The following is a 22280-nucleotide window of genomic DNA, read 5'->3' as shown; positions in this document are numbered from 1 at the left end:
ATTCCCCTGCCCGCAAGCGGGAGAGGGGGCACACCTCCATCCGTGGCCGCAGACTGTCCTACGCTGCCAGTTTCGCCAGCCCCTTCCAGTCAAAACCGATGCCATGACCCGGCCGGTCCGGCGCCAGCGCCTTGTCGTCCTCGAGCACCAAGGGATGCTCGATATATTTGTCGAGCCCGAAACCGTGCGCCTCCAGATACGATCGGTTCGGGCAGGCCGCGAGCAGGTGCACGGTGATGTCGTGCGCACCGTGGCTGGTGACGGGCAGGTTGAACGCCTCCGCCAGCCGCGCGATCTTCATGAACGCGCTGACGCCGCCGCAATTGGTGACGTCGGGCTCGGGATAGGAGACCGCACCCGACGCGATGTAGTTCTTGAACTCCCACAGCGAGCGCAGATTTTCACCGGCGGCGATCGGCACGCCGCCGGCCTGCATGATGCGCGCATGGCCCGCGACATCGTCGGGGATGATCGGCTCTTCCAGCCAGGTCAGGTCGTAGGGCACGAAGGCGCGGGCGGCGCGGATCGCCTCCTCGACCGTCCATTTCATGTTGGCATCCGCCATCAGCGGAAACCCGTCGCCGAGATGCTGCCGCATCGCTGCAACCCGCGCGACGTCGGATTTGAGATCGGGCCGGCCGACCTTCATCTTGATGGCGCGAAAGCCTTTTGCGAGATTGCCGTCGGTCTGCTTCAGCAGGGCCTCGACCGACAGATCGAGGTCGATGCCGCCGGCGTAGCACGGCACGCGCGCATCGAATCCGCCGAGCAGGCGGAACAGCGGCAATTTGGCCCGCCGCGCCTTCAGGTCCCACAGCGCAATGTCGAGCGCGGACAGCGCCAGCACCGCAGGCCCGCCGCGTCCGCCATAATGCAGGCCCCACCAGACGTGATGCCAGATCGCCTCGGTATCGTCGGCCTCGCGTCCTTCGACCAGCGGCGGAATCTCGCGCTTGAGGATATCGGATGTCGCCCCGCCATTGCGCCCGACCGTATAGGTGTAGCCGACGCCCTCCGCACCATCGGCATCGCTGATACGGCAGGTGATCAGCTCGAACGCCGCGATCTCGCCATGGGTGGAGTCGGACAGTGTGACGGGGAGGGGGATCCGGTAGAGCCCGGATTCGATCGTCGCGATGCGCGCCATGTGGCCTCCCTGCGTTTTTTTCTTGGTTCGTAGCAACCATTAACTGGCGGCTGTGTTTTGCCTTTCGGATCGTCGGCGCCTGCCATGATGACGCCGTGCTCGCATCCGTCAAGGCGTGGCCTGGCGGCAGATCAGGTGAGGTGCGGGCGAGCGACGGCCATCCTTGACGGACGCTGCGCGCGGCGTCGTGAGGGACCGTAGGTCGGGACGAAGAAACACGTCCCGGTCGAACTAAGAAACAGGGAATGATCTCACCGGCGGTTCGCCGCACCATGGCGTGCCGCGAGCCACCACTGTGTTGGCGAAGATGAGCATCTTCCTGGCGCAGGCAACGAGCGCGCGCTTGTGCTCCTTTCCGGCTGCGGTCAGGCGTTGGTAGAGCTGGATGAGCTGCGGGTTCCATCGAAACGATGCAGCCAGTGAGGCGGTATAAAGGGCGCGACGCAGCCGCTTTCGTCCGCCCTCGATATGCCGCACTCCGACCTGGTCGCCGCTGTCGTCGTCATAGGGCGCAAGGCCGGCGAGAGCGACGGCTTGCTCCCGCGTGATCCGGCCGATCTCAGGCAGACGCACCAGGATGGCAACGGCAGTCGGCAGCCCGATGCCGTCGACGCTGTTGATCAGCGCGAGCCGCTTGGCAAGATCAGGGTGCTTGCGGATCGAGGTGACCAGGGCCTTGAGTGCGGCCTTCTCGCGTTGCTCCAGGCGAGCGATATCCTCGTGCCAGATCTTGTTAATCGTCACATTGCGGCAGCTTTCGATCCTGTTCTTGAGGCGCGCGATATCCTCGCCGATCTGATCGATCATGGTCAGCTGCTCGGCGAACCGCAGTAACCGCGGATCGGGCGCAGCATGGATCTTGCGCACCGCTGCGGTGCAGGCGGCAATAAGAGCGGCATCGATCCTATCGTTCTTGGCACGCTGCAAGTGGAATTTGCCATAGGCCCGGACCTGAGCCGGCTGAAACACCACAACCACAAACCGCTTGCGCCGCAGTTCGGCGACGACAGGCTGTTCGTAACCGCCACTCGCCTCGATGCCGATGCGTTTGACGCGATGCTGTCGCAGCCACGCCAACAAAGCCGCGTGACCTTCCGACGTGTTCTTCACTTGCAACGGCTCGCGGCAACCCTCGATCGCCACATCAAGCTTCCGTTTGCCGGTATCGATCCCGGCACAGATCGTGGTAGACTTGGCCATCTTCGTCGATCCCTCCCTTGTGATGCGAACCTTAAGTTCGTTCAACCATTCGGGTCCCGATGAAGTGCCGATCGCGATCTCGCTACGTCAGACAGCCCTCAAGGCTTCGGTGGGTACCGATCCGATCGAACGGCGGCCCAGTTCGGGCGGCCTCCCGGGCTGGGCCATTCCTCACGGAACGGCCCTCAATATAAGCGATCGGGCTAATACAAGGGTGGGTTAGCCCTGCGAACTGTGCGAAGCGCGGATCGCGGGGCGTAACCCACGCATGTTTCCACACTTGCCGAACGAAGTTGGTGGGTTACGCCAGCGGACTGCGCTTCGCGCGGCCGCGGGCTAGCCCACCCTACAAGTCAGCCTACCTCACCGCATCGTCGCGATCTGCACGGCCAGCGCGCAGGCGCGATCGTATTCGTCGAGATTGATCCATTCGTCGATCGTGTGTGCCTCGTTCTGCCCGGCGCCGAACGTCACGGTCGGAATGCCGTGGCGGACCATCCAGTTGGCATCGAGGCCGCCATTGGCGGCGCGGACGTTCGGGGTGCCGCCGACGGCGGATACGGCCTCGATCGCGCGTTTGACGACCGGCAGGTTCTCCTTCATGCGGAACGGAAAATAGTCGGTCTCGGCCTTGAACTTGACCTTGCCGGACTTGCCTTGTGCGTTGGTGACCTTCTTGGCCGCCTTCTCGAACGCGGCCTTGTAGGCCTTGGTGATCTCCTTGAAGAATTTGCCGTCATGGCTGCGACATTCGCCGCGCACATGCACATAGTCGGTGACGACATTGGTGGCATCGCCCGCGGGGCGGCCTTCGCCGCCGGTGACGGGGCCGACATTGCTGGTGCCTTGTCGCGCGCTTGCGCCCTTGCCCTTCACCACCTTGCCGAACCAGCCGCCGGCCTTCACCTCGGCGAGCGCCAGCGCCATAATCATGGTCGAGGAGATGCCGCGCTCCGGCGCGACGCCGGCATGCGAGGCCCGGCCAAAAATCTCGACGGTCCAGCGATCGGCGCCGACCGCGCCGATGATCACGTTGGAGGCCGAGCCGCCGTCATAGTTGAAGGCCATCACCGGAGAGCCGAGCTCGTCGAGCTTGACGTGGCGCGCGCCATAGAGGCCGCTCTCCTCGCGCACGCAGAACAGCAGCGTGATCGGCGGATGATCGAGCTTCTGCTTTTCGAGCTCGGCCGCCAGGGTCACCAGCACCCCGCAGCCGCAGCGATTGTCGCCGCCGAGCGCGGTCTTGGCCTCGTTGACGATTCTGCGGCCGGATTTCTTCGGCTTGGCGCCGGCGCAGAGCGGCACGGTGTCCATGTGGGTCATGAACATGATGCGCGGCTGGTTGTGCAGGGCGCCGCGGCCGGGCAGATCGACGATGAGGTTGCCGGTCTCGGTCGGCACGGGAATGCGGCTGTCGGCGTCGTCGAGCCGGATCGCCTTGGCCGGCACGCCGCTCTCCTTCAGCGCGGCGGTGAGCTCACGCCCGATCGCCGCCTCCTGTCCGGTGACGCCTTCCACGGCGAGGAAGCGCATGAGGCGGTCGGTGGCGGCTTTGGTGTCGACAGGCATGGAGTTCATTCCCTTGGTGCACGAGGTGCCCATCCTACGAATGCGACGAGGTGTAAGTCAAAAAGATCATCGCTCCCACGAGCAGCGCGGCCGCCATGAACAGCAACACCGCCGGTAGCCCCGCGAGCGCTGCCACCGCGCCTGTGACCGACTGCATCAGCGCCGCGCCGAGGAAGAAGGCGAGGTTGATCGCGGCAAGCGCCTTGCCCGCGGTTTGCGCGTCGACCAGCTGCCGGGACATTCCGAACAGCAATGGCTGGGCGGAGGTCGCGATGCCGATGAGCACGAACAGCACGAGATCATAGAGCGGCGGCATCACGGGCACGCCGAACAGCATCGAGACCAGATAGTGCGGCGCGCCGAGCGCCATCAGCGCCAGCAGCAGGCCTCCGACCATATGCGTGCTCGCCACCAGCTCGCGGCGGCGGCCGATCCTGCGGTCGATCATGCCGACGCACAGGGGTCCTGCGATCATCGCGAGCGTGAACGCAGCGAGCTGGTTGCCGGCCTCGACCCGCGACAGGCCCTTGACCTGCATCAGCCATGGCCCGCCCCACAGCCCGCGCAGCACCAGCGAGGTGGCAAGCGACACCAGCGCCAGCGCGATCAGGCCGCGCAGAGGCCGCGAGAATCCGAGCCTGAGCACCTCGATCATCTGCAACAGCGGGGAAGAATCGTCCTTGTGCTCGGCCGGCTGGCTCGGCACCAGCAGGAACACGGCAAGCGCCACCAGCACGCCACCGAGCGCCGAGATCCAGAACCCGGCGCGCCAGCCGTAATGGTCGACCACGAAGGCCAGCGGGCTCGACGACAGCAGCATGCCGATATTGCCGATCGAGAGGATCGCACCCGACCATAGTCCGAAACGCGCAGCCGACAGTTGCTTCGCCGCCAAGGTCATCGGGCACATCAGCATGCCCGACGTGGCGATGCCGAGCAGCACTTGCCCGAGGGCAAAGCTCGATGGCCCCGTCGCAAAGCCCGACGCGATCGCGCCGACCACGGTTCCCATGAGCAGGCTGAGCGACACCGGCCGCACGCCGAAACGATCCATCGCGGCGCCGACCGGGATCTGCGCCGCCGCAAAGGCGAAGGGATAGACCGAGGTGAGGCTCGCCAGCGCCTGCGGTTCGATGCGGAAATCCGCCGCCATCACATCGAGGCTGACCGCCGGAATGGTGCGCAGCAAGGTCGAGAGCATGTGCCCGCAGGCCAGCGCAAGCAGCGCAAAGATCAGCGCGCGGGTGCCCTGTCCCGCCTCATCCGTCGCAACCGCACTCATCAGCGTCCCGTCCCGGCAAGGGTTTTGGCCGGGTTACATGATTGGGGGAGCCGTGCCAATGGCGGGAGAGGGCGCCTTATCGCATGGCCCGCCAGCCATGGCGGCACAACACCTCGCGTCAGCTTCGCCGCCTTGTCAAAGCCGTCACTTGCCCGCGCTGCGATCGCGATGATAGCTTTCCGCACGGCGCCGATTTGACACTCAGCTTGCGGGCGCTTCTCAAAATGCAGCTAAAGCGACCTGCCACTTCTGCATCGTCCCGCAATCGGAGTGTCGTCGGCCGTCCCGCATGGGGAGGGCGAGATGAAATTTGCTGCAATCGCGGACGTCCACGGCAATTGCCCGGCGCTTGAAGCCGTGCTCGCTGACATCGCCGAGCTTGGCATCCGCGAGATCGTGAATCTCGGCGATCACGTCAGCGGCCCGCTCGAGGCGGCCCGGACGGCAGATCTGCTGATCGAACGGGGCTTTCCATCGGTACAGGGCGACCAGGATCGCATTCTCGTCGAGCTCTGGCGGAGAGGGACGTCGGCCAGGAGCGATTTCCGGCAGCTCGCGCGCAAGCATTTCGACTGGATGGCCAGCATGCCGTCGACGCTTCTCTATCGAGAGGACGTGTTTCTGTGCCACGCATCTCCCAGGGACGATGCTGCCTTCTGGCTCGATCACGTCACGGCCGACGGCAGCGTCCGCGCCAGTCCGATCGACATGATCGAGGCCGGCGCCGAAGGCGTCGATGCAGAACTCATTCTCTGCGGGCACACGCATATCCCGCGCGTGGTCCGCCTGCGGGATGGACGCATGGTCGTCAATCCCGGCAGCGTTGGGCTGCCCGGTTACGATGGGCGGTCGCCCGTTCCCTATGTGGTCGAGGTCGGCACGCCCCACGCCTGCTACGCCATTCTGGAGCGCGGCCGCGCAGGCTGGTCCGCGACGATCCGCTACGTGCCCTACGACAGCACGGCCATGGCCGCACTGGCCCGCGACAGAGGCATGCCGACCTGGGCCAGCGCGATTGCAACGGGATGGGTTGAACGGTGAGGGCTTACTGAGGGCTTACGGAGATGCTGCGCAGGATCGGGTCTAACATCTCGCCGCAAAACGCGAACTCATCCTGAGGGCCCGCCGGAGGCGGGCGTCTCGATGGATGGCCGCAGGCGAGCTTCGCCCCACGTGGTTCTGATGTGCGATAGCCCTGCGTGCGTCTACTGTCCCGCTTCCGCCAGCAGCACGGTCGGGTAGACCGGCTTGGTGAAGAACTTTGCACCGGGCGGCAGGGGCCGCGGCAGCGGACGGCCCGAAATCACGATGATCCGCATGTCGGCGTTGTACTGCTGGGCAAAGTGAGCGAGGTCCACGCCGTCCATTTTCCCGACCAGATTGACGTCGGTGACCATCAGGGATGGGTGCCGGACTTTCAGTGCCAGAGCCGCAGTCTCTGCATCCTCGCACTGGAGCACGTCAAAATTGCTTTCTTCGAGCAGCAGCGCGAGCATCTCTCGCTGAATGTCGTCATCCTCGACGACGATGGCGGTCGGCCGGATCGGCTTTGATTGGCCCATGGTTGCACCTCGCTTCCTATCATTTGTTAAGTGCGAGGAGGCTATTCTGTTCCCGGCGTGGTGCATTTGGTTTCGCTCTCGTCCGGGTTGCGGGCCGTTTCCGATCCCGCGGACAATCTGCGCAGCAGAGTCTCTGCCTCGATCAGCACGGTGCGAATTAACTTCCGTTCGTCGATCGCCTCGCTGGTGAAATAGCCGTGTTTGACGGCGTTGCTGTTTCCAAATGGCGCGCCGGATCCCCATGCTCCGCCGTGCATGCGACAGCGGATTTTGCCGCGCAGCGCCGGCGCGCGGCAGGCTTCGCCGTTCCGTGTCTGCGCGCCGCAGCGCGAGCTGGCCTGCATCGGCACGGTGTTGCGGGGGTGGCTCATACGGTGATGGCCGCGGCGTCTACGAGGCCCGGCTGCGCAGCGATCAAGTTTGCGTGTTGCGTGATATGGCCGACCACGGCCTTGCCGCCGTCCTGCACCGACAGATTCTGCACCGTGATCGCACACGCGCCATTGCTGCGATGGCGGCTCAGTGCCTCCATCTGGGCTGCGTAGGTGCGGGCCAGCCGGGTCAGGGCGCGCGTGAGACTTTCCTGCTGCGGCACGTCGTCGGTACAGGCGAGGCGACAGGCGCAACGCATCGAGGCAACGTGGATGCTCACCATCTGTGCCGCCAGCATGGCCTCGAGCGGGTCCTTCGGCGCGATGCTCTTCAGCATCGAGATCATGAAGGACAGATTGCCCTGCTCAGGCTTGCACGCAACCGCGCTGGCTTTCACCAGCTGGCTCAGGAGGCCATGCAGCGCGTCGCGGTCGACGACGCCAAGCGCCTCGGCGAGCAGCTTCTCGCCGGCGCGCGGGTCGGGATGGTCGATCACGATGCGCCTGCGGCGGAGCTTTACATTTGGGCTTGCAATGATCGCGGCGTGATTGCCCGCCGCGATGGGCATCGTCTCGGTGCAGGTCAGGGATGTCGTCATGCGATGGGTCCTTTGCCGGCGCAAGCGCGAGAGGCCGCGACGAGCGGAGCCGGCCGCGCGCCTGCTGTCGCGGCGCTTCAGATTTTCAGATGTCGATGAGGAGTTTTCGCGTCGCCGGGCCGAAGCGCCCGTGATCGGGCATGGTGGGCACGGGCGATTGTCGCGATGATGCCATCGTGCGCCTGTTTTGCCCGACGTGTCAAACGGATTTTCTGGAATTCCGCAAGGCCGCTCCGTGCAAGTGCGCTCGTACCGCCTGGCGCCGGCTACGGTGCATGGGGTTGTTTTCGCGGTTTTTGTCTGGATAAGGGCGCGCACCCGCCGCGCGACGGAATGCCGGACGGAAACGCGGGCCTACAGCCACAGGATCTGCTTGCGATAGCCGAGGTCGTTCAGCAGCGGCGCCGCCGGACCCTGGTGGAACACAGCGCCGCGCTCCAGCGCAAAGACACGGTCCGCGAGCGCCAGCACGAGATCGAGATTGTGCTCGACGATCACGATCGACATGTGCTGCCGGAGTGCATCGAACACCCTGAACAGTTCCAGCGTCACCGCGGGCGCGAGGCCCTCGAACGGCTCGTCGAGCAGCAGCAGGCGGACATTGCCGGACATGGCACGCGCGACCGCAACCATCTGCTGCTCGCCGCCGGAGAGATAGTCGGCCGCGATGTTCATGCGCTCCTTCAGGCGCGGGAAGGTGTGCAGGATCTTCTCCTCGTCCCAGGCCACGCCGTCGCTGCCGTCGGTCTTGCGGGCGAGGCGACCGAGCGCGAGGTTTTCGCGCACGGTCATGCCGGCGAACAGGCCGCGGCCCTGCGGCACATAGCCGATGCCGCGGCGGGCGATGTCGGGCGCGGCGAGGCTTGCGATATCATCGCCTCGATAGACAATGCTGCCCGAGGCCGCCGGCACGAGGCCGGCGATGGTTTTCAGCAGCGTCGACTTGCCCGCGCCGTTGCGACCCAAAAGCGCGACGATCTCGCCCTTGCGGACGTCGAGCGCGGCGTCGTTGAGGATGTGGCTCTTGCCGTAGAACGTGTTGACCCGCTCGAGCCGCAGCGCGGTCTCTTGTGTGCCAGCAGGCTTGTCGTTGCGCCGGTGTTCGACGGCGGGAATGCCCTTGCCAGTATAGATCTCCTGCACCCTATGGTCGGCCCGCACGGCGGCGGGGCAGGCGGACATCAGCACCTCGCCCTGGTTCATCACGGTGACGGTTTGCGAGAAGCCGAGCACGCGGTCGATGTCGTGCTCGACGATCAGCACGGGAATGTTGGCCGCGATGTTCTTGATCAGGTTGGAGACGCGCTCGCGTTCGGCCGCGGCAAGGCCGGCGAGCGGCTCGTCGAGCAGCAGCACCTGCGGTTTTGATCCGAGCGCAATACCGAGATCGACCAACCGCTGCCCGCCATAGGAGAGCTCGCCGCCCGCGATCTCCTCGATGCCTTCGAGCCCGAGAAACTTGACCAGTGCCGCGGTCTCGGCGTGGATGTCCTTGTAGGCGTCGATGTCGTTCCAGATGTTGAAGCGCATCGCGCGCCGCGCCTGCAGCGACAGGCGGAGATTCTCGTAGATCGAGAGCCCGCGAAACAGGTTCGTGATCTGGAACGAGCGCGCCAGCCCCTGGTGGCAGATCGCATTCGCCGGCACGCCCGCGATGTTGCGGCTCTGCAGACGGATCGTCCCTCGGTCCGGCGTGTAGAGACCGGAGACCAGGTTGAACAACGTGGTCTTGCCGGCACCGTTCGGTCCAATCAGGGCGTGGATCTCGCCTGACGCGACTTTGAGGCTCGCATCCTCCACCGCGCGAATGCCACCGAACTTTCGCGACACGCCGCTGACTTCCAGCACCGTGCCCGTCAACGCCTCCGGTCGCAAAAAGTCCGGCAGTGGCAAGCCGTCATAGATCTTGCGCCGGCTCATTGCCGCCGTCTCTTCCGCGGGCGGACGCAGGCGCCGCATGATCAGTGAACCGATGCCGACGAGGCCGCCGGGCGAATACATCACGAAGGCCACGAAGGTGAGGCCGAACCAGAACAGCCAGTCCGACGTCCAGATCGAGAACAGCTCGCGGAACAGGATGAAGAACACCGCACCCAGCGCGGGACCGAGCAGGCTGCGCATGCCGCCGATCACGACCATCGCCAGCAGCTCGCCGGCGAACGGCACCGAGACGGCTTCGGCGGAGACGAGATAGTTCAGAAACGCGATCAGCGCGCCGGCAAGGCCGGTGACGACGGCCGAGATCACGAACACCGCGAGCTTGTAACGCTCGACCGGATAGCCCTGAAAGTTCGCGCGCAGCTGGTTCTCGCGGATCGCGACCAGTACATGCCCGAATGGCGAGCGCACCAGGCGCATCAGCACATAGAGCACAGCCAGTCCGATCGCCGCGACCACGATGTAATAGTTGAGAGCGCTGTCGAAGCTGATGGGGCCGATGCCGCCGCGCTTCAGGCCGCCAAGCCCGTCCTCGCCGCCGGTGAGGCTCGTCCAGCGGAAGGCGGTGGTGTAGACCAGCGCCGCCAGCGCCAGCGTCAGCAGCGAAAAGTAGACGCCACGCCGGCGCAGGATCAGCAGGCCTGTTATGGTCGAGGCGAGCGCGACCACGACCATCGACCCCAATAGCGGCAGCCAGATCGCGCCGGGGAAGAAGCGGAGCTGGATGAGCCCGGCGGCATAGGCGCCGACGCCGAACCAGGTGCTGTGGCCGAACGAGACCAGACCAGTCGTGCCGATGCAGAGGTTGAGCCCCGTCGCCGCGATGGCGAGGCCGAGTATCCAGGTGCCGGTGTTGAGCGACAGGCCCAGCGCGCGCAGCAGGAAGGGCAGTGCGATCACTGCCACAGCCGCGATCAGCACCGGCTTCAGCCTCTCGATGGTCGAGGCGGTCCTCATTCGAACTTCTCGATGCGTTCGCCGAGCAGGCCGCGCGGACGCACCAGCAGCACCAGGAACATCAGGATGTAGATCGAGGCCTCGCCCGCCGCGGGTTCGAAATGAATGGCGATGCCGCGCACGACGCCGACGAGAAGGGCGGCGATGACCACGCCCCAGAAACTGCCGAGCCCGCCGATCACGACCACGACGAAAGCGATGGTCATGATCTCGGCACCCATCGCCGGGTGCACCGTCGTGATCGGGGCAAAGAACGCACCGCCGAGCGCGGCAAGACCGACGCCGAGCATCACGATCGCGGTCATGTAGGGCTGCAGGCGGATGCCGAGCGCTGCGACCATGTCCGGCCGTTGGATGCCGGCGCGCACCACGCGTCCGAACGAGGTTTCTTGCAGGAGCCACCAGACTCCCAACAGAATCGCCGCGACGGCAGCGAGGATCAGCAAGCGATAGCGCGAGAACAGGAAGTCCCCGACGATGACCGAGCCGCGAAAACTCTGCGGGATCTCGGTCGTAACAGGTGCCGCGCCCCAGATCATCCGGATCGCCTGCTCTGCGACCATTGCGAGCCCAAAGGTCACGAGCAGGCTGAGAATCGGATCGGCGGTGTAGAAACGGCGCAGGATGAAGCGTTCGAACAGGATGCCGAGCAGCGCGACGGCGAGCGGCGAGATTACCACCGAGGCCCCGAAGCCGAGACGGCTGCTCAGCTCGACGCAAATGTAGGCGCCGAGCGCGTAGAACGCGCCATGCGCAAGGTTGACGATGCCGCCGACGGAGAAGATCAGCGACAGCCCGAGTGCGATGAGCAGGTAATAGCCTCCGAGCACGAGGCCATTCACCACCTGTTCCAGCAAGAACTCGAACTGCATGTTGCGTCCTTGCCGCGAGGGCGCGCGTCAGGCCTTCATCTCGCAGGGGTTCTGCTCTTTGGTCGGGTAAATCGATTCCAGCGGATCACCGGCCGCCGGTACCGCATCGCCCAGTACGAGCATGTCCCACTGGTCCTTCATCTGGTCCTTTGGCTTGACCGTGAACGGGTAGGCTTCCTGCACCAGCTGGTGATCCCAACATCGGAAATACGCCTTGCGCGCCTTGCCGATGTCGAATTGCGCCTGCTTCTCGAAATAGGCGATCAGTTCGCCGCTGTCGGTCGATTTCGTCGAGTTGATCGCCTCCGCCAGGAGCTTCAGCGTGACGTAGTCGATCCAGGCATGGTTCTCCGGCGTTTTGCCGTACTTCTTGGTGAAGGCGGCGACGAAAGCCTGCGATGTCGGATTGGTCAGCGTGTGATACCACACCGTCGGCCAGGTGCCGCTGAGATTGCCCGCGCCCGCGGCCCAGGCATCGCCGGTGTTGAGGTTGAAGCCGACCAACGGGTAGGGGAAGCCGAACTCGGCATATTGCTTGACGAGGTTCGTCACCTGATTGCCTGCGAGGTTGCAGCAAACCACGTCGGGTTTTGCCTGTCGTACCTTCAACAGATACGGGCTGAAATCGGTGACATCCGTTGCGATCAATTCGTCGCCGATCAGGTTCGCATCATGCGCGCCGAAGAAGGTTTTTGCGGCCTTCAGCAGGTCATGGCCAAAAATGTAGTCGGCCGTAAGCGTGAAGAACTTCTTGCCCTTCACCATGCCCTGCTGCGACAGCGCGGTGCCGACTGCGTTCACCATCACGGTGTTCGGAATGTCGCAGTGGAACGCGTATTTGTTGCAGTTCTTGCCGCGAAGCGCATCCGACCGCGCGCCGGTCGAGAAGAACACCTTCTTGTTGCGCTCGGCGACTTGCATGATGGTGAGCGAGGAGGCCGACGAGATCTCACCGAGCAGCACCGCCGCGCCGTCCTGCTCCAGCATGCGCTGTGCCTTGGTCGCCGCGGTCGCCGGGTTGATCGAGTCTTCCGAGAGCAGATCGATCTGCTTGCCCAAGATGCCGCCGGAGGCGTTGATCTCCTCCGCTGCGAGCTTCACCCCGAGCTGCGCGTAGCTGCCGATCACGCCGAGGAAGCCGGTGAGCGGGGTGAGGTGCCCGATCCGGATCTTCTCGGTCTGCGCCCTGACGATCGCGGGAAATCCGAGCGCGGCCGCGCCAGCAAAGGCTGCGCCCGCCCGTAACAACGTCCGTCGTGGGTAGCGGATCATGTCTGTCTCCTCCCGGGTGCATTGCGTGCCTCCCTTCAAAGCCGGTTATCCGGTATTGTGAGAGAGCTTTTTCTAATGCGGGAGGATAATCCCGAACGTCACTGCCGGTGTCAACCGGCAAAATCGCCGTTTGGGTTGCGGCTCAGGCCTTCTGCATAAAGGCCCTGTGCGCCCGGTCCTTGGCGCCGAACTCGGCCGACAGGCGATCGGCGGCGGCCTGCACGACCTGCGCACCGGCGTGCAGCGCCTGGTTGGACAGGCGCCAGATCGGCCCGGAAATGCCGAGCGCACCGATCACCTGCCCGGTGAAATCGGTGACGGGCACGGCGACGCAACGCACTTCCGGATTGAACTCGCCGTCGTCGAAGGCAACGCCGGTGCGCTGCACTTCGGCGATCTCACGCATAAGAGCGCCGGCATCGCTGATGGATTTCGGCGTCGACGGTTTCAACTCGGCGCGGTCGATAAAGCGCTTGAGCTGCTCGGGGCGCAGCGACGCCAGAATGATCTTGCCGAGCGCGGTGCAATGGGCGGGCCGCACCACGCCGACGCGATCGGTGAGCTGAAACGCGCCGGGACCGCTGGTGCGGGCGATCACAACCACCGCATCGCCCATCCGCACGGCAAAATGGCCGCTTTCGCCGGTCTGGCGCGACAGCTCCTCCAGCACAGGCGTTGCGACATTGACCATCTCGATTTCGTCGAGCGCTGATGCGGCGAGTGCAAACAAGGGACGGCCGATGCGGTACCGTTTGTTGTCCTTCTCCTGGCGGAGGTAGCCGAGCGAAACCAGCGTCTTGGCCAGATGAAACGTCGTCGAGTTGTGCAGGCCGACCAGCTTGCTCAGTTCCGCAAGCCCAATTCCTTCGCGATGGCGCGCCACCTCTTCGAGGATCGAGAAGGCGCGCCCGAGCGATTGAACGCCGCCACCGCGCTGCTTGTCCTCGGCCTCGTCGTCGCCATCCGCCTTGGGTGCAGGGACCAGTTTGGCAATCGCGGCCTTGCGCGGGCTTGCGGGCTTCTCGCCGGTGGTCGGCTTGGTACGCGATCTCAAGGACAAGGCTCCCTCGGGTGAATCGAATTGGCTCCGTTCTTGCGACAGTAGCACGCAACCGGCGCAACCGTGCGGAGCTTCGCGTTCCCTCAAGCCGAAAGACTACCACAATATAAATTGACGTACAGCATTATGAGAAATAGGCTTCCCGCGGCCCCTGATGACCGCGCCGCGTTCTCCGCATCGGTACACAAGAAGTCGATGGGCCGAGAGGGAGACCGGTTGATGTCGAAAAACATGCTCAATGGCGCTCAGGTCATTGTCGATTATCTGATCCAGGAGAAGGTGCCGCAGGTGTTCGGGCTTTGCGGCCACGGCAACATCCAGTTCATCGACGCGCTGTACGAGCGCTCCTCCGACATCAAGACGATCTCCGTCCATCACGAGAGCGTCGCCGGTTTCATGGCGGACGTCTATTACCGCGTCTCCGGTAGGCCGACGGCGACCTTCACCTCTTGCGGGCCGGGTTCGGCGAATCTGCCGATCTCGCTGGCCAACGCGTATCTCGATTCCGTGCCGTTCATGGCAATCACCGGCAACGTGCCGACCAGCCAGTTCAACCGCGGTGCATTCCAGGAAATGTACCGGCACTACCAGGCCGACTTTCCCTCCACGGTGCGCACGATGTGCAAGAAGGTGTTTCAGCCAACGCGCGGCGAGATGGTGCCGCTCGCGGTGCGGCAGGCGTGGAAGACGATGGTCACGGGACGGCCGGGGCCTGTCGTGATCGACGTGCCATTCGACGTCTTCATGGAGTCGGCGGCCGAGGAAGCGCCGAAGGCGGTCGAGTGGAGCGCCAACATCTCCAGCCGCTGCGGCGCCGATCCGGAAGGCGTCGAGAAGGCTGTCGATATGCTGCTCGCGGCTGAGCGGCCGGTGATGCTGGTCGGGCAGGGTGTTCGCTATGGCGGCGCGGCGGAGGAGCTGCGCAAGCTCGCCGAGCGGCTGCAGATTCCGGTTGCGGCATCCGCAAGCGGCCTCGGCGCGCTCGATGTCAATCATCCGCTCGCACTCGGCCTCGTCGCACGAGCCGGACACTATCAGGCCAATCACGCCACGCGGCAGGCCGACGTTCTGCTTGCGCTCGGAGTCCGCTTTGACGACCGCACCTCGAGCTCGTGGATCCCCGGCTATTCCTTCACGATCCCGCCGACGAGATTGATTCACGTCGACATCGACCCCGAGGAAATCGGCCGCAACTATCCGGTCGCGCTCGGCTTGATGGCGGACGTCCGCACCTTCCTGCGGCAGATACATGGCGAACTCGATCGCCGCGACAATCTGTTCAAGAAATCGGATGCTCGCAAGAAGTGGCTGGCGCAGATCGACGGCTATCGCAAGGAGTGGGACGAGTTCGTCGCGCCTGGCTTCTCCGACGATACCACGCCGATCAATCCGCAGCGTGCGGCGGCCGAAATCGACAAGGCGTTGCCGGAGGATGCTATCCTCGTCTCCGACATCGGCGTGCACCACAACTGGCTGCTCGGCTTCTGCAAGCCGAAGCGGCCCGACTCGCTGATCGGCTCCATGGGGTTTGGCCCGATGGGCTTTGGCGTTGCCGGCGTGATGGGCGCAAAATTCGCCGCGCCCGATCGCCCTTGCGTGTCGGTTTGCGGCGACGGCGCCTTCTTCATGCATGCCAACGTGCTGGGCACGGCGGTCGAGTATAATCTGCCCGTGGTCTGGGTGGTCTGGAACAATTACGCCTATGCCTCGATCCGCGGGCTTCAGCGCGGCTATCTCGGCGGCCGCGAGCTTGCCACCGACTTCAAGCATCCGGAGACGGGCGAGCGCTACAACCCGGATTTCGCGGCGATGGCGCGCTCCTGCGGCGTCGAAGGCGTGCGGGTCGATCGTGCCGGCGATCTCGGTGAGGCGATCCGCAAGGGCATCGCTGCCAACAAGCCCTATCTGATCGACGTCGATATCGCCGCGGACGTCAATCCCTCCGGCGCCGGCGTCTGGGAATTGCCGGGCCTCGGCCAGAGCAAGGCCGGCATCGGCACGCGCTTCCAGCCGGGCTGATTCGCGGTTCGCAAAAGCAATCAACAAGAATATCGGGAGATGGGAATGACGCTCGCAGGCAAGAACATCGTCGTGATCGGCGGCTCCTCAGGCATCGGCCTCGCCACTGCGGAGCTCGCAAAATCAGAGGGGGCCGATGTCGTCATCGCCTCGCGCAGTGCCGCGAAGCTCGATCCAATCGCCGCGCGGCTGAAGGTGACGGCGATCCCGACTGACGTCACCAGCGATCAGAGCGTCGCCGAACTGTTCAAGCGCACCGGTGCTGTTGATCATGTCGTGCTGACGGCCGCGCAGCTTCGCACCGGGCCGTTCAAGACCGTCGCAATGGAGGAGGTCCGGGCCACGATGGAGGGAAAATTCTGGGGCGCCTGGCGCGTCGCGCGTGAGGCCGATATCCGGCCCGGCGGCTCGCTGACGCTGGTCACCGGTTTCCTCAGTGTCCGGCCGCGCCCGAACTCGGCGATCATCAGTGCGGCTAATGGTGCGCTGGAGTCGCTCGCCCGCGCGCTGGCGCTCGAGCTTGCGCCGGTGCGTGTCAACGCGGTGTCACCCGGCGTGATCGACACGCCGATCCGGGCTGCGATGCCCGAGGCTGCTCGGAAGGAGATGCTGGCCAGGACGGCGGCGACGCTGCCGGTCGGGCGCGTCGGCATGGCTGAGGACATCGCCCAGCAGATCGCGAGTTTCATGAGGAACGGCTTTGCCACCGGCTCGATCGTCTATGTCGACGGCGGCGCGCTGGTGAATTAGGGAGAACTGGCATGGCTGTGGAAAGCAACGGCGCCTTCATCCGGAACATTGCGGAAGTGCCCTGGCGCGAGTTCCCCAACCATTTTGGTGGTGCGCTATCGAAGCCGCTGGTGATGCCGGAGACAGCGGGCTCGCGTCGCATCGACTACCGCATCTCGATGTACCAGCCGATGGCCTATGTGGCGCGGCATCACCACAAGGTGCAAGAGCAAGTCTATCACGTGCTCGACGGCGAGGGATTGATGGAGATTGCCGGCAAGAACCATGTCGTGCGTAAACACGACGTGATTTTCCTGCCGCCCGGCGTCGAGCATGCGATCTCGAATTCCGGTCTGACCGATCTCGTGTTCCTTGTAGTGACCTCACCGGTCGCCGATGACGAGAAGCCGGTCTAAGCTAGCCCGAGAAGCGCTCGCGCGCCGCGACGCGAATGGCGTGAGCCTTTGCACCCTTTGCGCGGGCCGCGATCATGCTGCGCGCCTTGCCGTGAGTTGTGCCGTTCTTGCGGAGCAGGGACACCAGGTGCTTGCGGGCGCGATTTGCCGCGAGCCGCGCCGCCAGTTGCTCGGCCTTGCGGATGATGGTGGCGGTGGATGGCGTGAGATTGACGGGCACCCAGGCGACGTCCCTGCTCTTGGACAGGCTGCCGACGCCTTCACAAGGCGCCTCGCGCGGCAGGTCGATCCGGATCGCGAGTGCTTGCGAACGCTCGATCCAGTCTTCCGCCTTGGTGCCGGTGATGATGCGGACATAGTCGCGCGTCTCGCGCGGCAGCTCGCTCTCCTTGGCGAGCCACTTCTGGATGCGGCCGGGGCCCGCGTTATAGGCGGCCGCGGCGAGACCAAGATTGCCGAAATCGTCGCGGAGCTTGCGCAGGAACTTTGCCGATGCAGGCAACGCCTTCATGGGATCGAAGGGATCATCAAGCCCGACCTCGGCGGCGGTCTCCGGCATGAATTGCGCGACGCCCTGGGCGCCGGCCTGGCTGATCTCGTTGGATTTGAAGCGGCTCTCCTGCCAGAGCAGGCGAGCGAAGAACGGCACGGGAATGCCGCTCTCCTCGGCCGCTTCCTTCAGGGCGCGGCAGAATTGTTCAGTCGGCGACGCCGGAGCCTGCACGGCGGTTTCCTCCGCGCGCGGGGGCTCGATCGTCTCTTCGTACGATGCGTGTGCATTGGCGAGCTCAATGGCCTGCACGCTTGCAAGGAACATCTCGACCAGAGGAACCAGCGAAGGCGCGCGATCTGCCTTGGGTGTTGCGTTGTCGAAGCTGGAAGCTTGCCAGGTCGGCGGCGTGCTGACGTCGCACATCAGAATCAGGAAAGCAGCGCAAGCCGCGACGAGAAATCGCATCTCGATAAAAGTCCTCGAACTGTGGGGGAACAACCAGCGGCGCGCCAGCGAGAAGGACTTCTTAACCGTAATTGCGGCGAAGCTGCGATTTCACGAAGCTGCCGGTGTTAGTACGGTGTTCCCACCGCATGAACGCGCTGCTCCCGCGGTCTACGGGAACCGCGGGAAGGTTCAAGGCCTGCAAAAGACGGTGCGGGAGGCTGGTGGCGCTTACGCCTTGGGAAAGTCCTTGCGCATCGCGATCTCGGCGGCATCGCCGGGTGACAACACGGTCTGCTCGAAGGCTGCTTGCGGTTTCGTCATGATGTCATAGAGCGAGATGCCTTTGATCGGCTTGCCCATGAGCTCGCGGACGCAGTCGGCGAGCGTGCCGTTATAGACGAGATAGGGCGGACCGCGGTCCTTCTGCCTCTCGCCCTTCAACGACGGCCACTTCTTCAATTCGGCCGGCGCGTCGTACGCGATCGGCGATCCCTCTTTGAACATGAGCGTGGCCCCGGGCGGCTTGGATTAGCAGGGAATCCTAGTGCCGCCCGGTAAACGCGCGTTAAAGAATTAGTTCAAATCAGCCGGCAATGAAGGCGAGCAGGGTGCCGTTGGCTTTGGCCGGCGGCACGACGATCGCGGCTCCACTACGGATTCCCGCCGAACCCAGCGCTTTCTCCGTCGCCGCGAGATCGCCGCTGACGAGAACCAGCGCTGCGCCACCGCGCCCGGAGAGGCCGGCAAGCGGCACACCGGGATAGCGTTTGCCGAGATGGTCGAGCGTCAGATAGACCAAGTCGGCACGGTCGCCGCCGGTGGGCACGGTCACCGCGCCGTCGGCTTGCGTCTTCGCGTCGCGATCGATCAGCCGCGCCAGATGGGCGGCTTCGCTTGTGGGCTCGGGCGTCGCAATCAACACCTGGCTGATCCGCTTCGCCGCATTGGCGTGCATCATTAACTCGGGAATCCACACCGTCTCGCGAGTCTTGTGCTGGCAGGCGAAGATGCGCACGCCGCCGGGCGCCTCCGCGGTCGGCCACATGAAGGTACGGAATTTGGCGGCCGAGACCGTGCCATCAGGCAGCGTCACCGGCCGTTCGAAATCAGTCGGGCCGATCGGCGTGAAGCCGCGCGTGCGGATTTCTTCGGCGCCAGCTGCGGAGTCGATGGCGGTGAAGGCGATGCGCTCGATGCCTTCGCCCTGCCGCTCGACAAAGGCGCGGGCCGGCGCGTTGTGCTCGGTCGGCACCAGCACGCCGAGCAGCTCCATATAATCCGGGTCGAACATGATGGTGTAGTTGCCGGTGCCCATATGTGCGCTGTGGGTGCCGCGCGGAGAGAGGGTGAAGCCGAGTTGCCTGTAGTTTTCGGCCGCCTTGTCGAGGTCCCGCACCATGACGACCGCGTGGTCGATACCGATGACGTTCTTGAGGGCCACTGTGATTTCCCCGAATGCAAAATGACGTTGGACGGCGTGAGCGGCCGCTGTCCCTGTCTACGCCGGATAGGTGCGCGAGTCATTTTCAAATCGGCGAGAGAAGCGGAATTTCATTCCGCGAAATGCGGCGTCGACGCGTCACGGCGTCAGCGATTCTGCTCGCTGATATAGGCAGCGAGCATGGCGCGCTCCTCGCCGGTCATTTCGGTGATGTTGCCCGGCGGCATTGCGTTGGACCATGCCGCGACACGGCCGATCAGGCGGATGTTACGGTGGATGTGCTCGGGCGCGTCGAGCAAAATGCCCTTCGGCGCGGTGACGATGCCGGCCCAGACCGGCTCGGCCGCGTGGCACATGCTGCAGCGTGACATCACGATCTCCTCGACATTGGCGAGTGTCGGCTGCGCTGACAACGCGCTCGTCTTGACCTCGCGCGGGCCGGCCGCGGACAGGAACAGGATTGCGATCGCGCCCGCTGCTGCGACCCCCCATACCCACCACGGCGATTTGCGGCCGGCATGGCCCTCGTTGAAGAAATGGCGGATCACCGGCCCCAGCGCCAGCACGATCGCAACGATGATCCAGTTGAAGCGCGTGGCGTAGAGCAGGGGATAGTGATTACTGATCATCAGCACGACGACCGGGAGCGTCAGATAGTTGTTGTGGACCGAGCGCTCCTTGCTGGTCTTGCCGAGTTTCGGATCAGGCGCCTGGCCGGCGATCAGGCTGGCGACGATCTTCTTCTGGTTCGGAATGATCAACGTGAAAACATTGGCGACCATGATGGTGCCGATGATCGCGGCGATCTGGTTGAAGGCGCCGCGCCCGCTCAGCACATGGGTGAAGGCGTAGGTGAGCGCGACCAGGAACAGATAGCCGCCGATGGCAAAGGGTAGCTCGCGCTGCGCGAGCCCGGTACGGCACGCGGTCTCGTAAAGCAGCCAGGCCAGCGCGAGGCTGCCGAAGCTGAAGAGTCCGGCCTGGACCGGCGTCAGATCGAGGATCGACTTGTCGACCAGGAACAAATCGGCGTCGAGATAGTACACCACCACCATCAGCGCGAAGCCGGACAGCCAGGTGGTGTAGGCCTCCCATTTGAACCAAGTCAGTTCGTCCGGCATCTGGCGAGGTGCCACCAGATATTTCATGATCCGGTAGAAGCCGCCGCCATGGACCTGCCAGGCCTCGCCCTGCACGCCATCGGGCAGATCGCTGCTGGGCTTGAGGCTGAGGTCAAGGGCGATGAAATAGAACGAGCTGCCGATCCAGGCGATCGCGGCCACCACGTGCAGCCAGCGCAGCAGCAGGCTTGCCCATTCCGATACGATCGATCCCCACATGATCACCCCATCAACCGCATCGCCGATGCCGCAGCTTTGATGACCGCAACCGGCGGTCGAACCTCTACAATGTGTTGCACCGATCCGCGCCGTTTTCCAGTACGATGGGTCATACCAAATGCACATCGTGCGGGCATGAGCTGACGTGGGATTTGGCAGAGGAAGTCCGGGAGGAAGGTGACGTGACAATCCGCGTTTCGCACATGATGGCGTCCGCATGGCTGTTGGTCGCCTGCGTCGGCGCGCGGGCTGAGCCCGTGCTGCAGGGCAAGGACGCTTATGGCAGCTGGCAGGCCGACAAGCCCGGCACCGTCAGGCTGATCCGTCCGCAGGATCTGGCCAAACCTGGCGCTTCGCCGTCGGTTTCCAACCCCACGCGCGTGACTGCACGCGGCGCCGCGACGCCGCTCGTGCCGGAGGGATTCAAGATCGAGCTTCTGGCTGATGGCCTGTCCGACGCACGCGTGCTGCGCGTCGCGCCGAATGGCGATATTTTCGTTGCGGAGACCGGACCGGGGCGTATTCGCGTGCTGCGTCTTGCTGAGGGCGGCGCCAAGGTTGCGACAAACGAGGCTTTTGCCAGCGGGCTCAGCCGTCCGTTCGGAATCGCCTTCTTCCCGAACGGTGACAATCCGCAATGGATCTATGTCGCCAATGCCGGCAGCGTCGTTCGCTTCCCCTATCACGCCGGAGACCTGAAGGCGTCCGGCAAGGCTGAAATCGTGGTGGCGAACCTGGCGCAAGGGTCGGGGCATTCTACCCGCGACATCGTGTTCACGCCTAACGGCAAGCGGATGCTGGTGTCGGTCGGCTCCGCCAGCAATGTCGCTGAGGGCATGGGGAGCCCGCCCGGCGGGCTCGATGCCTGGTCGCGCACGCAAGCGACCGGCGCGTCCTGGGGGTATGAGACCGAGCGTGCCGCGGTGCTCTCCTTCGACCCCGAAGGCAAGGACCGCAAGCTTTACGCCACCGGTATCCGCAACTGTGTCGGCCTTGCAATCCAGCGGCAAACTGGCCTCCCCTGGTGCTCGACCAACGAGCGCGACGGTCTCGGCGACGATCTTGTGCCGGACTACGTCACCAGCGTGAAGGAGGGCGCGTTCTACGGCTGGCCGTGGTTCTACATCGGCAACAACGAAGACCCGCGTCACGCCGGCGCCCGGCCAGACCTCAAGGACAAGGTGACGGTGCCTGATGTGCTGATCCAGCCGCATTCCGCCTCGCTCGGCATGACCTTCTATCAGGGCACGCAGTTTCCGATCGAGTATCAAGGCGACGCCTTCGCCGCCGAGCACGGCTCCTGGAACAGGTCGAAGCGCACCGGCTACAAGGTGATCCGCGTCAGGATGAAAGATGGCAAGCCGACTGGCGAGTACGAGGATTTTGTCACGGGCTTTGTCGTGAACGACAGCCAGGTGTGGGGACGGCCGGTGGGGATTGCCGTGGCGAAGGATGGCGCGCTGCTGGTGGCGGAGGATACGGGCGGCACGATCTGGCGAGTGACGAGCGTGCCGCGTTGACCGGTTCTCTTCGCCTCTCCCCGCGTGCGGGGAGAGGGAGAAGCAA

The 22280-nt window shown here is 64.6% G+C and carries 20 protein-coding genes; 5 read left to right on the top strand and 15 right to left on the bottom strand.

All coding sequences use genetic code 11. From position 1 onward, the window contains the following. Positions 1–58 precede the first annotated feature (58 nt). The 4 genes from ACWAT4_RS29565 to ACWAT4_RS29550 all read right to left on the bottom strand — a co-directional run bounded on the left by ACWAT4_RS29565 (position 59) and on the right by ACWAT4_RS29550 (position 5198). Complete coding sequence (locus ACWAT4_RS29565; protein WP_449728722.1) at positions 59–1147, bottom strand: mandelate racemase/muconate lactonizing enzyme family protein; 1089 nt, start codon at positions 1145–1147, stop codon at positions 59–61. 231 nt (positions 1148–1378) lie between these two features. Beyond that, positions 1379–2347 carry an IS110 family RNA-guided transposase gene (locus ACWAT4_RS29560; protein ID WP_212303881.1) on the bottom strand — a complete coding sequence of 323 codons (969 nt, stop codon included), beginning with the start codon at positions 2345–2347 and terminating at the stop codon, positions 1379–1381. 363 nt (positions 2348–2710) lie between these two features. Then, positions 2711–3916, bottom strand: a complete 1206-nt coding sequence (locus ACWAT4_RS29555) for a M20/M25/M40 family metallo-hydrolase (RefSeq protein WP_449728721.1) — start codon at positions 3914–3916, stop codon at positions 2711–2713. A gap of 34 nt (positions 3917–3950) precedes the next feature. Next, entirely contained in the window at positions 3951–5198 is a 1248-nt protein-coding gene (locus tag ACWAT4_RS29550; protein ID WP_449728720.1) for an MFS transporter, read from the bottom strand. 303 nt (positions 5199–5501) lie between these two features. Here ACWAT4_RS29550 and ACWAT4_RS29545 point away from each other — a divergent pair, with 303 nt between their 5' ends. Continuing rightward, positions 5502–6239: a metallophosphoesterase family protein gene (locus tag ACWAT4_RS29545; RefSeq protein WP_212424832.1), complete on the top strand. Its 738-nt coding sequence runs from the start codon at positions 5502–5504 to the stop codon at positions 6237–6239. A gap of 164 nt (positions 6240–6403) precedes the next feature. Here ACWAT4_RS29545 and ACWAT4_RS29540 read toward each other — a convergent pair whose 3' ends face one another. The 7 genes from ACWAT4_RS29540 to ACWAT4_RS29510 all read right to left on the bottom strand — a co-directional run bounded on the left by ACWAT4_RS29540 (position 6404) and on the right by ACWAT4_RS29510 (position 13823). Then, the gene (locus ACWAT4_RS29540; RefSeq protein ID WP_212297804.1) at positions 6404–6760 is read right to left on the bottom strand and encodes a response regulator; all 357 of its coding nucleotides are present in this window, start codon (positions 6758–6760) and stop codon (positions 6404–6406) included. Between the two features lie 41 nt (positions 6761–6801). Further along, the gene (locus ACWAT4_RS29535) at positions 6802–7131 is read right to left on the bottom strand and encodes an HGGxSTG domain-containing protein (protein ID WP_449728719.1); all 330 of its coding nucleotides are present in this window, start codon (positions 7129–7131) and stop codon (positions 6802–6804) included. Further along, a complete protein-coding gene (locus ACWAT4_RS29530) occupies positions 7128–7730 on the bottom strand; it encodes a hypothetical protein (protein ID WP_449728718.1) in 603 nt (200 codons plus the stop codon). Before ACWAT4_RS29530 ends, ACWAT4_RS29535 begins: the two co-directional genes overlap by 4 nt. A 354-nt stretch (positions 7731–8084) precedes the next feature. Then, positions 8085–10625 carry a branched-chain amino acid ABC transporter ATP-binding protein/permease gene (locus tag ACWAT4_RS29525; RefSeq protein WP_449728717.1) on the bottom strand — a complete coding sequence of 847 codons (2541 nt, stop codon included), beginning with the start codon at positions 10623–10625 and terminating at the stop codon, positions 8085–8087. Next, complete coding sequence (locus ACWAT4_RS29520; RefSeq protein ID WP_449728716.1) at positions 10622–11497, bottom strand: branched-chain amino acid ABC transporter permease; 876 nt, start codon at positions 11495–11497, stop codon at positions 10622–10624. The genes ACWAT4_RS29525 and ACWAT4_RS29520 overlap by 4 nt, the downstream gene beginning before the upstream one ends. 27 nt (positions 11498–11524) lie before the next feature. Further along, positions 11525–12769 (bottom strand): ABC transporter substrate-binding protein, encoded by a 1245-nt coding sequence (locus ACWAT4_RS29515; protein ID WP_449728715.1) that lies wholly within the window; start codon positions 12767–12769, stop codon positions 11525–11527. A 142-nt stretch (positions 12770–12911) separates the two neighbouring features. Continuing rightward, a complete protein-coding gene (locus ACWAT4_RS29510) occupies positions 12912–13823 on the bottom strand; it encodes an IclR family transcriptional regulator (protein WP_249154212.1) in 912 nt (303 codons plus the stop codon). Between the two features lie 225 nt (positions 13824–14048). On the opposite strand from ACWAT4_RS29510, the gene ACWAT4_RS29505 reads away from it, so the two are divergent. From ACWAT4_RS29505 to ACWAT4_RS29495, 3 genes are read left to right on the top strand one after another with little or no spacing between them, the layout of a single operon-like run. Continuing rightward, the gene (locus ACWAT4_RS29505) at positions 14049–15848 is read left to right on the top strand and encodes a thiamine pyrophosphate-binding protein (protein ID WP_212424838.1); all 1800 of its coding nucleotides are present in this window, start codon (positions 14049–14051) and stop codon (positions 15846–15848) included. A 45-nt stretch (positions 15849–15893) separates the two neighbouring features. After that, positions 15894–16598, top strand: a complete 705-nt coding sequence (locus ACWAT4_RS29500) for an SDR family oxidoreductase (RefSeq protein ID WP_212297811.1) — start codon at positions 15894–15896, stop codon at positions 16596–16598. 11 nt (positions 16599–16609) lie between these two features. After that, positions 16610–16993 carry a cupin domain-containing protein gene (locus tag ACWAT4_RS29495; protein WP_212424839.1) on the top strand — a complete coding sequence of 128 codons (384 nt, stop codon included), beginning with the start codon at positions 16610–16612 and terminating at the stop codon, positions 16991–16993. A gap of 1 nt (position 16994) precedes the next feature. Here the strand turns inward: ACWAT4_RS29495 and ACWAT4_RS29490 are convergent, their stop codons facing one another. The 4 genes from ACWAT4_RS29490 to ACWAT4_RS29475 form a co-directional block, all read right to left on the bottom strand. Next, positions 16995–17951 (bottom strand): lytic transglycosylase domain-containing protein, encoded by a 957-nt coding sequence (locus ACWAT4_RS29490; protein ID WP_449728714.1) that lies wholly within the window; start codon positions 17949–17951, stop codon positions 16995–16997. A gap of 210 nt (positions 17952–18161) precedes the next feature. Continuing rightward, positions 18162–18437, bottom strand: a complete 276-nt coding sequence (locus ACWAT4_RS29485; RefSeq protein WP_449728713.1) for a hypothetical protein — start codon at positions 18435–18437, stop codon at positions 18162–18164. Between the two features lie 79 nt (positions 18438–18516). Then, positions 18517–19374: a VOC family protein gene (locus ACWAT4_RS29480; protein ID WP_449728712.1), complete on the bottom strand. Its 858-nt coding sequence runs from the start codon at positions 19372–19374 to the stop codon at positions 18517–18519. A gap of 146 nt (positions 19375–19520) precedes the next feature. Then, entirely contained in the window at positions 19521–20714 is a 1194-nt protein-coding gene (locus tag ACWAT4_RS29475) for a urate hydroxylase PuuD (protein WP_449728711.1), read from the bottom strand. Positions 20715–20920: 206 nt separating this feature from the next. On the opposite strand from ACWAT4_RS29475, the gene ACWAT4_RS29470 reads away from it, so the two are divergent. Continuing rightward, a complete protein-coding gene (locus tag ACWAT4_RS29470) occupies positions 20921–22234 on the top strand; it encodes a PQQ-dependent sugar dehydrogenase (protein ID WP_449731281.1) in 1314 nt (437 codons plus the stop codon). Positions 22235–22280 lie beyond the last annotated feature (46 nt).

Source organism: Bradyrhizobium sp. T-1 (genome assembly GCF_053592855.1).
Note: the sequence above shows the minus strand (reverse complement) of the source record. Positions and strands in the feature narration are given on the sequence as shown.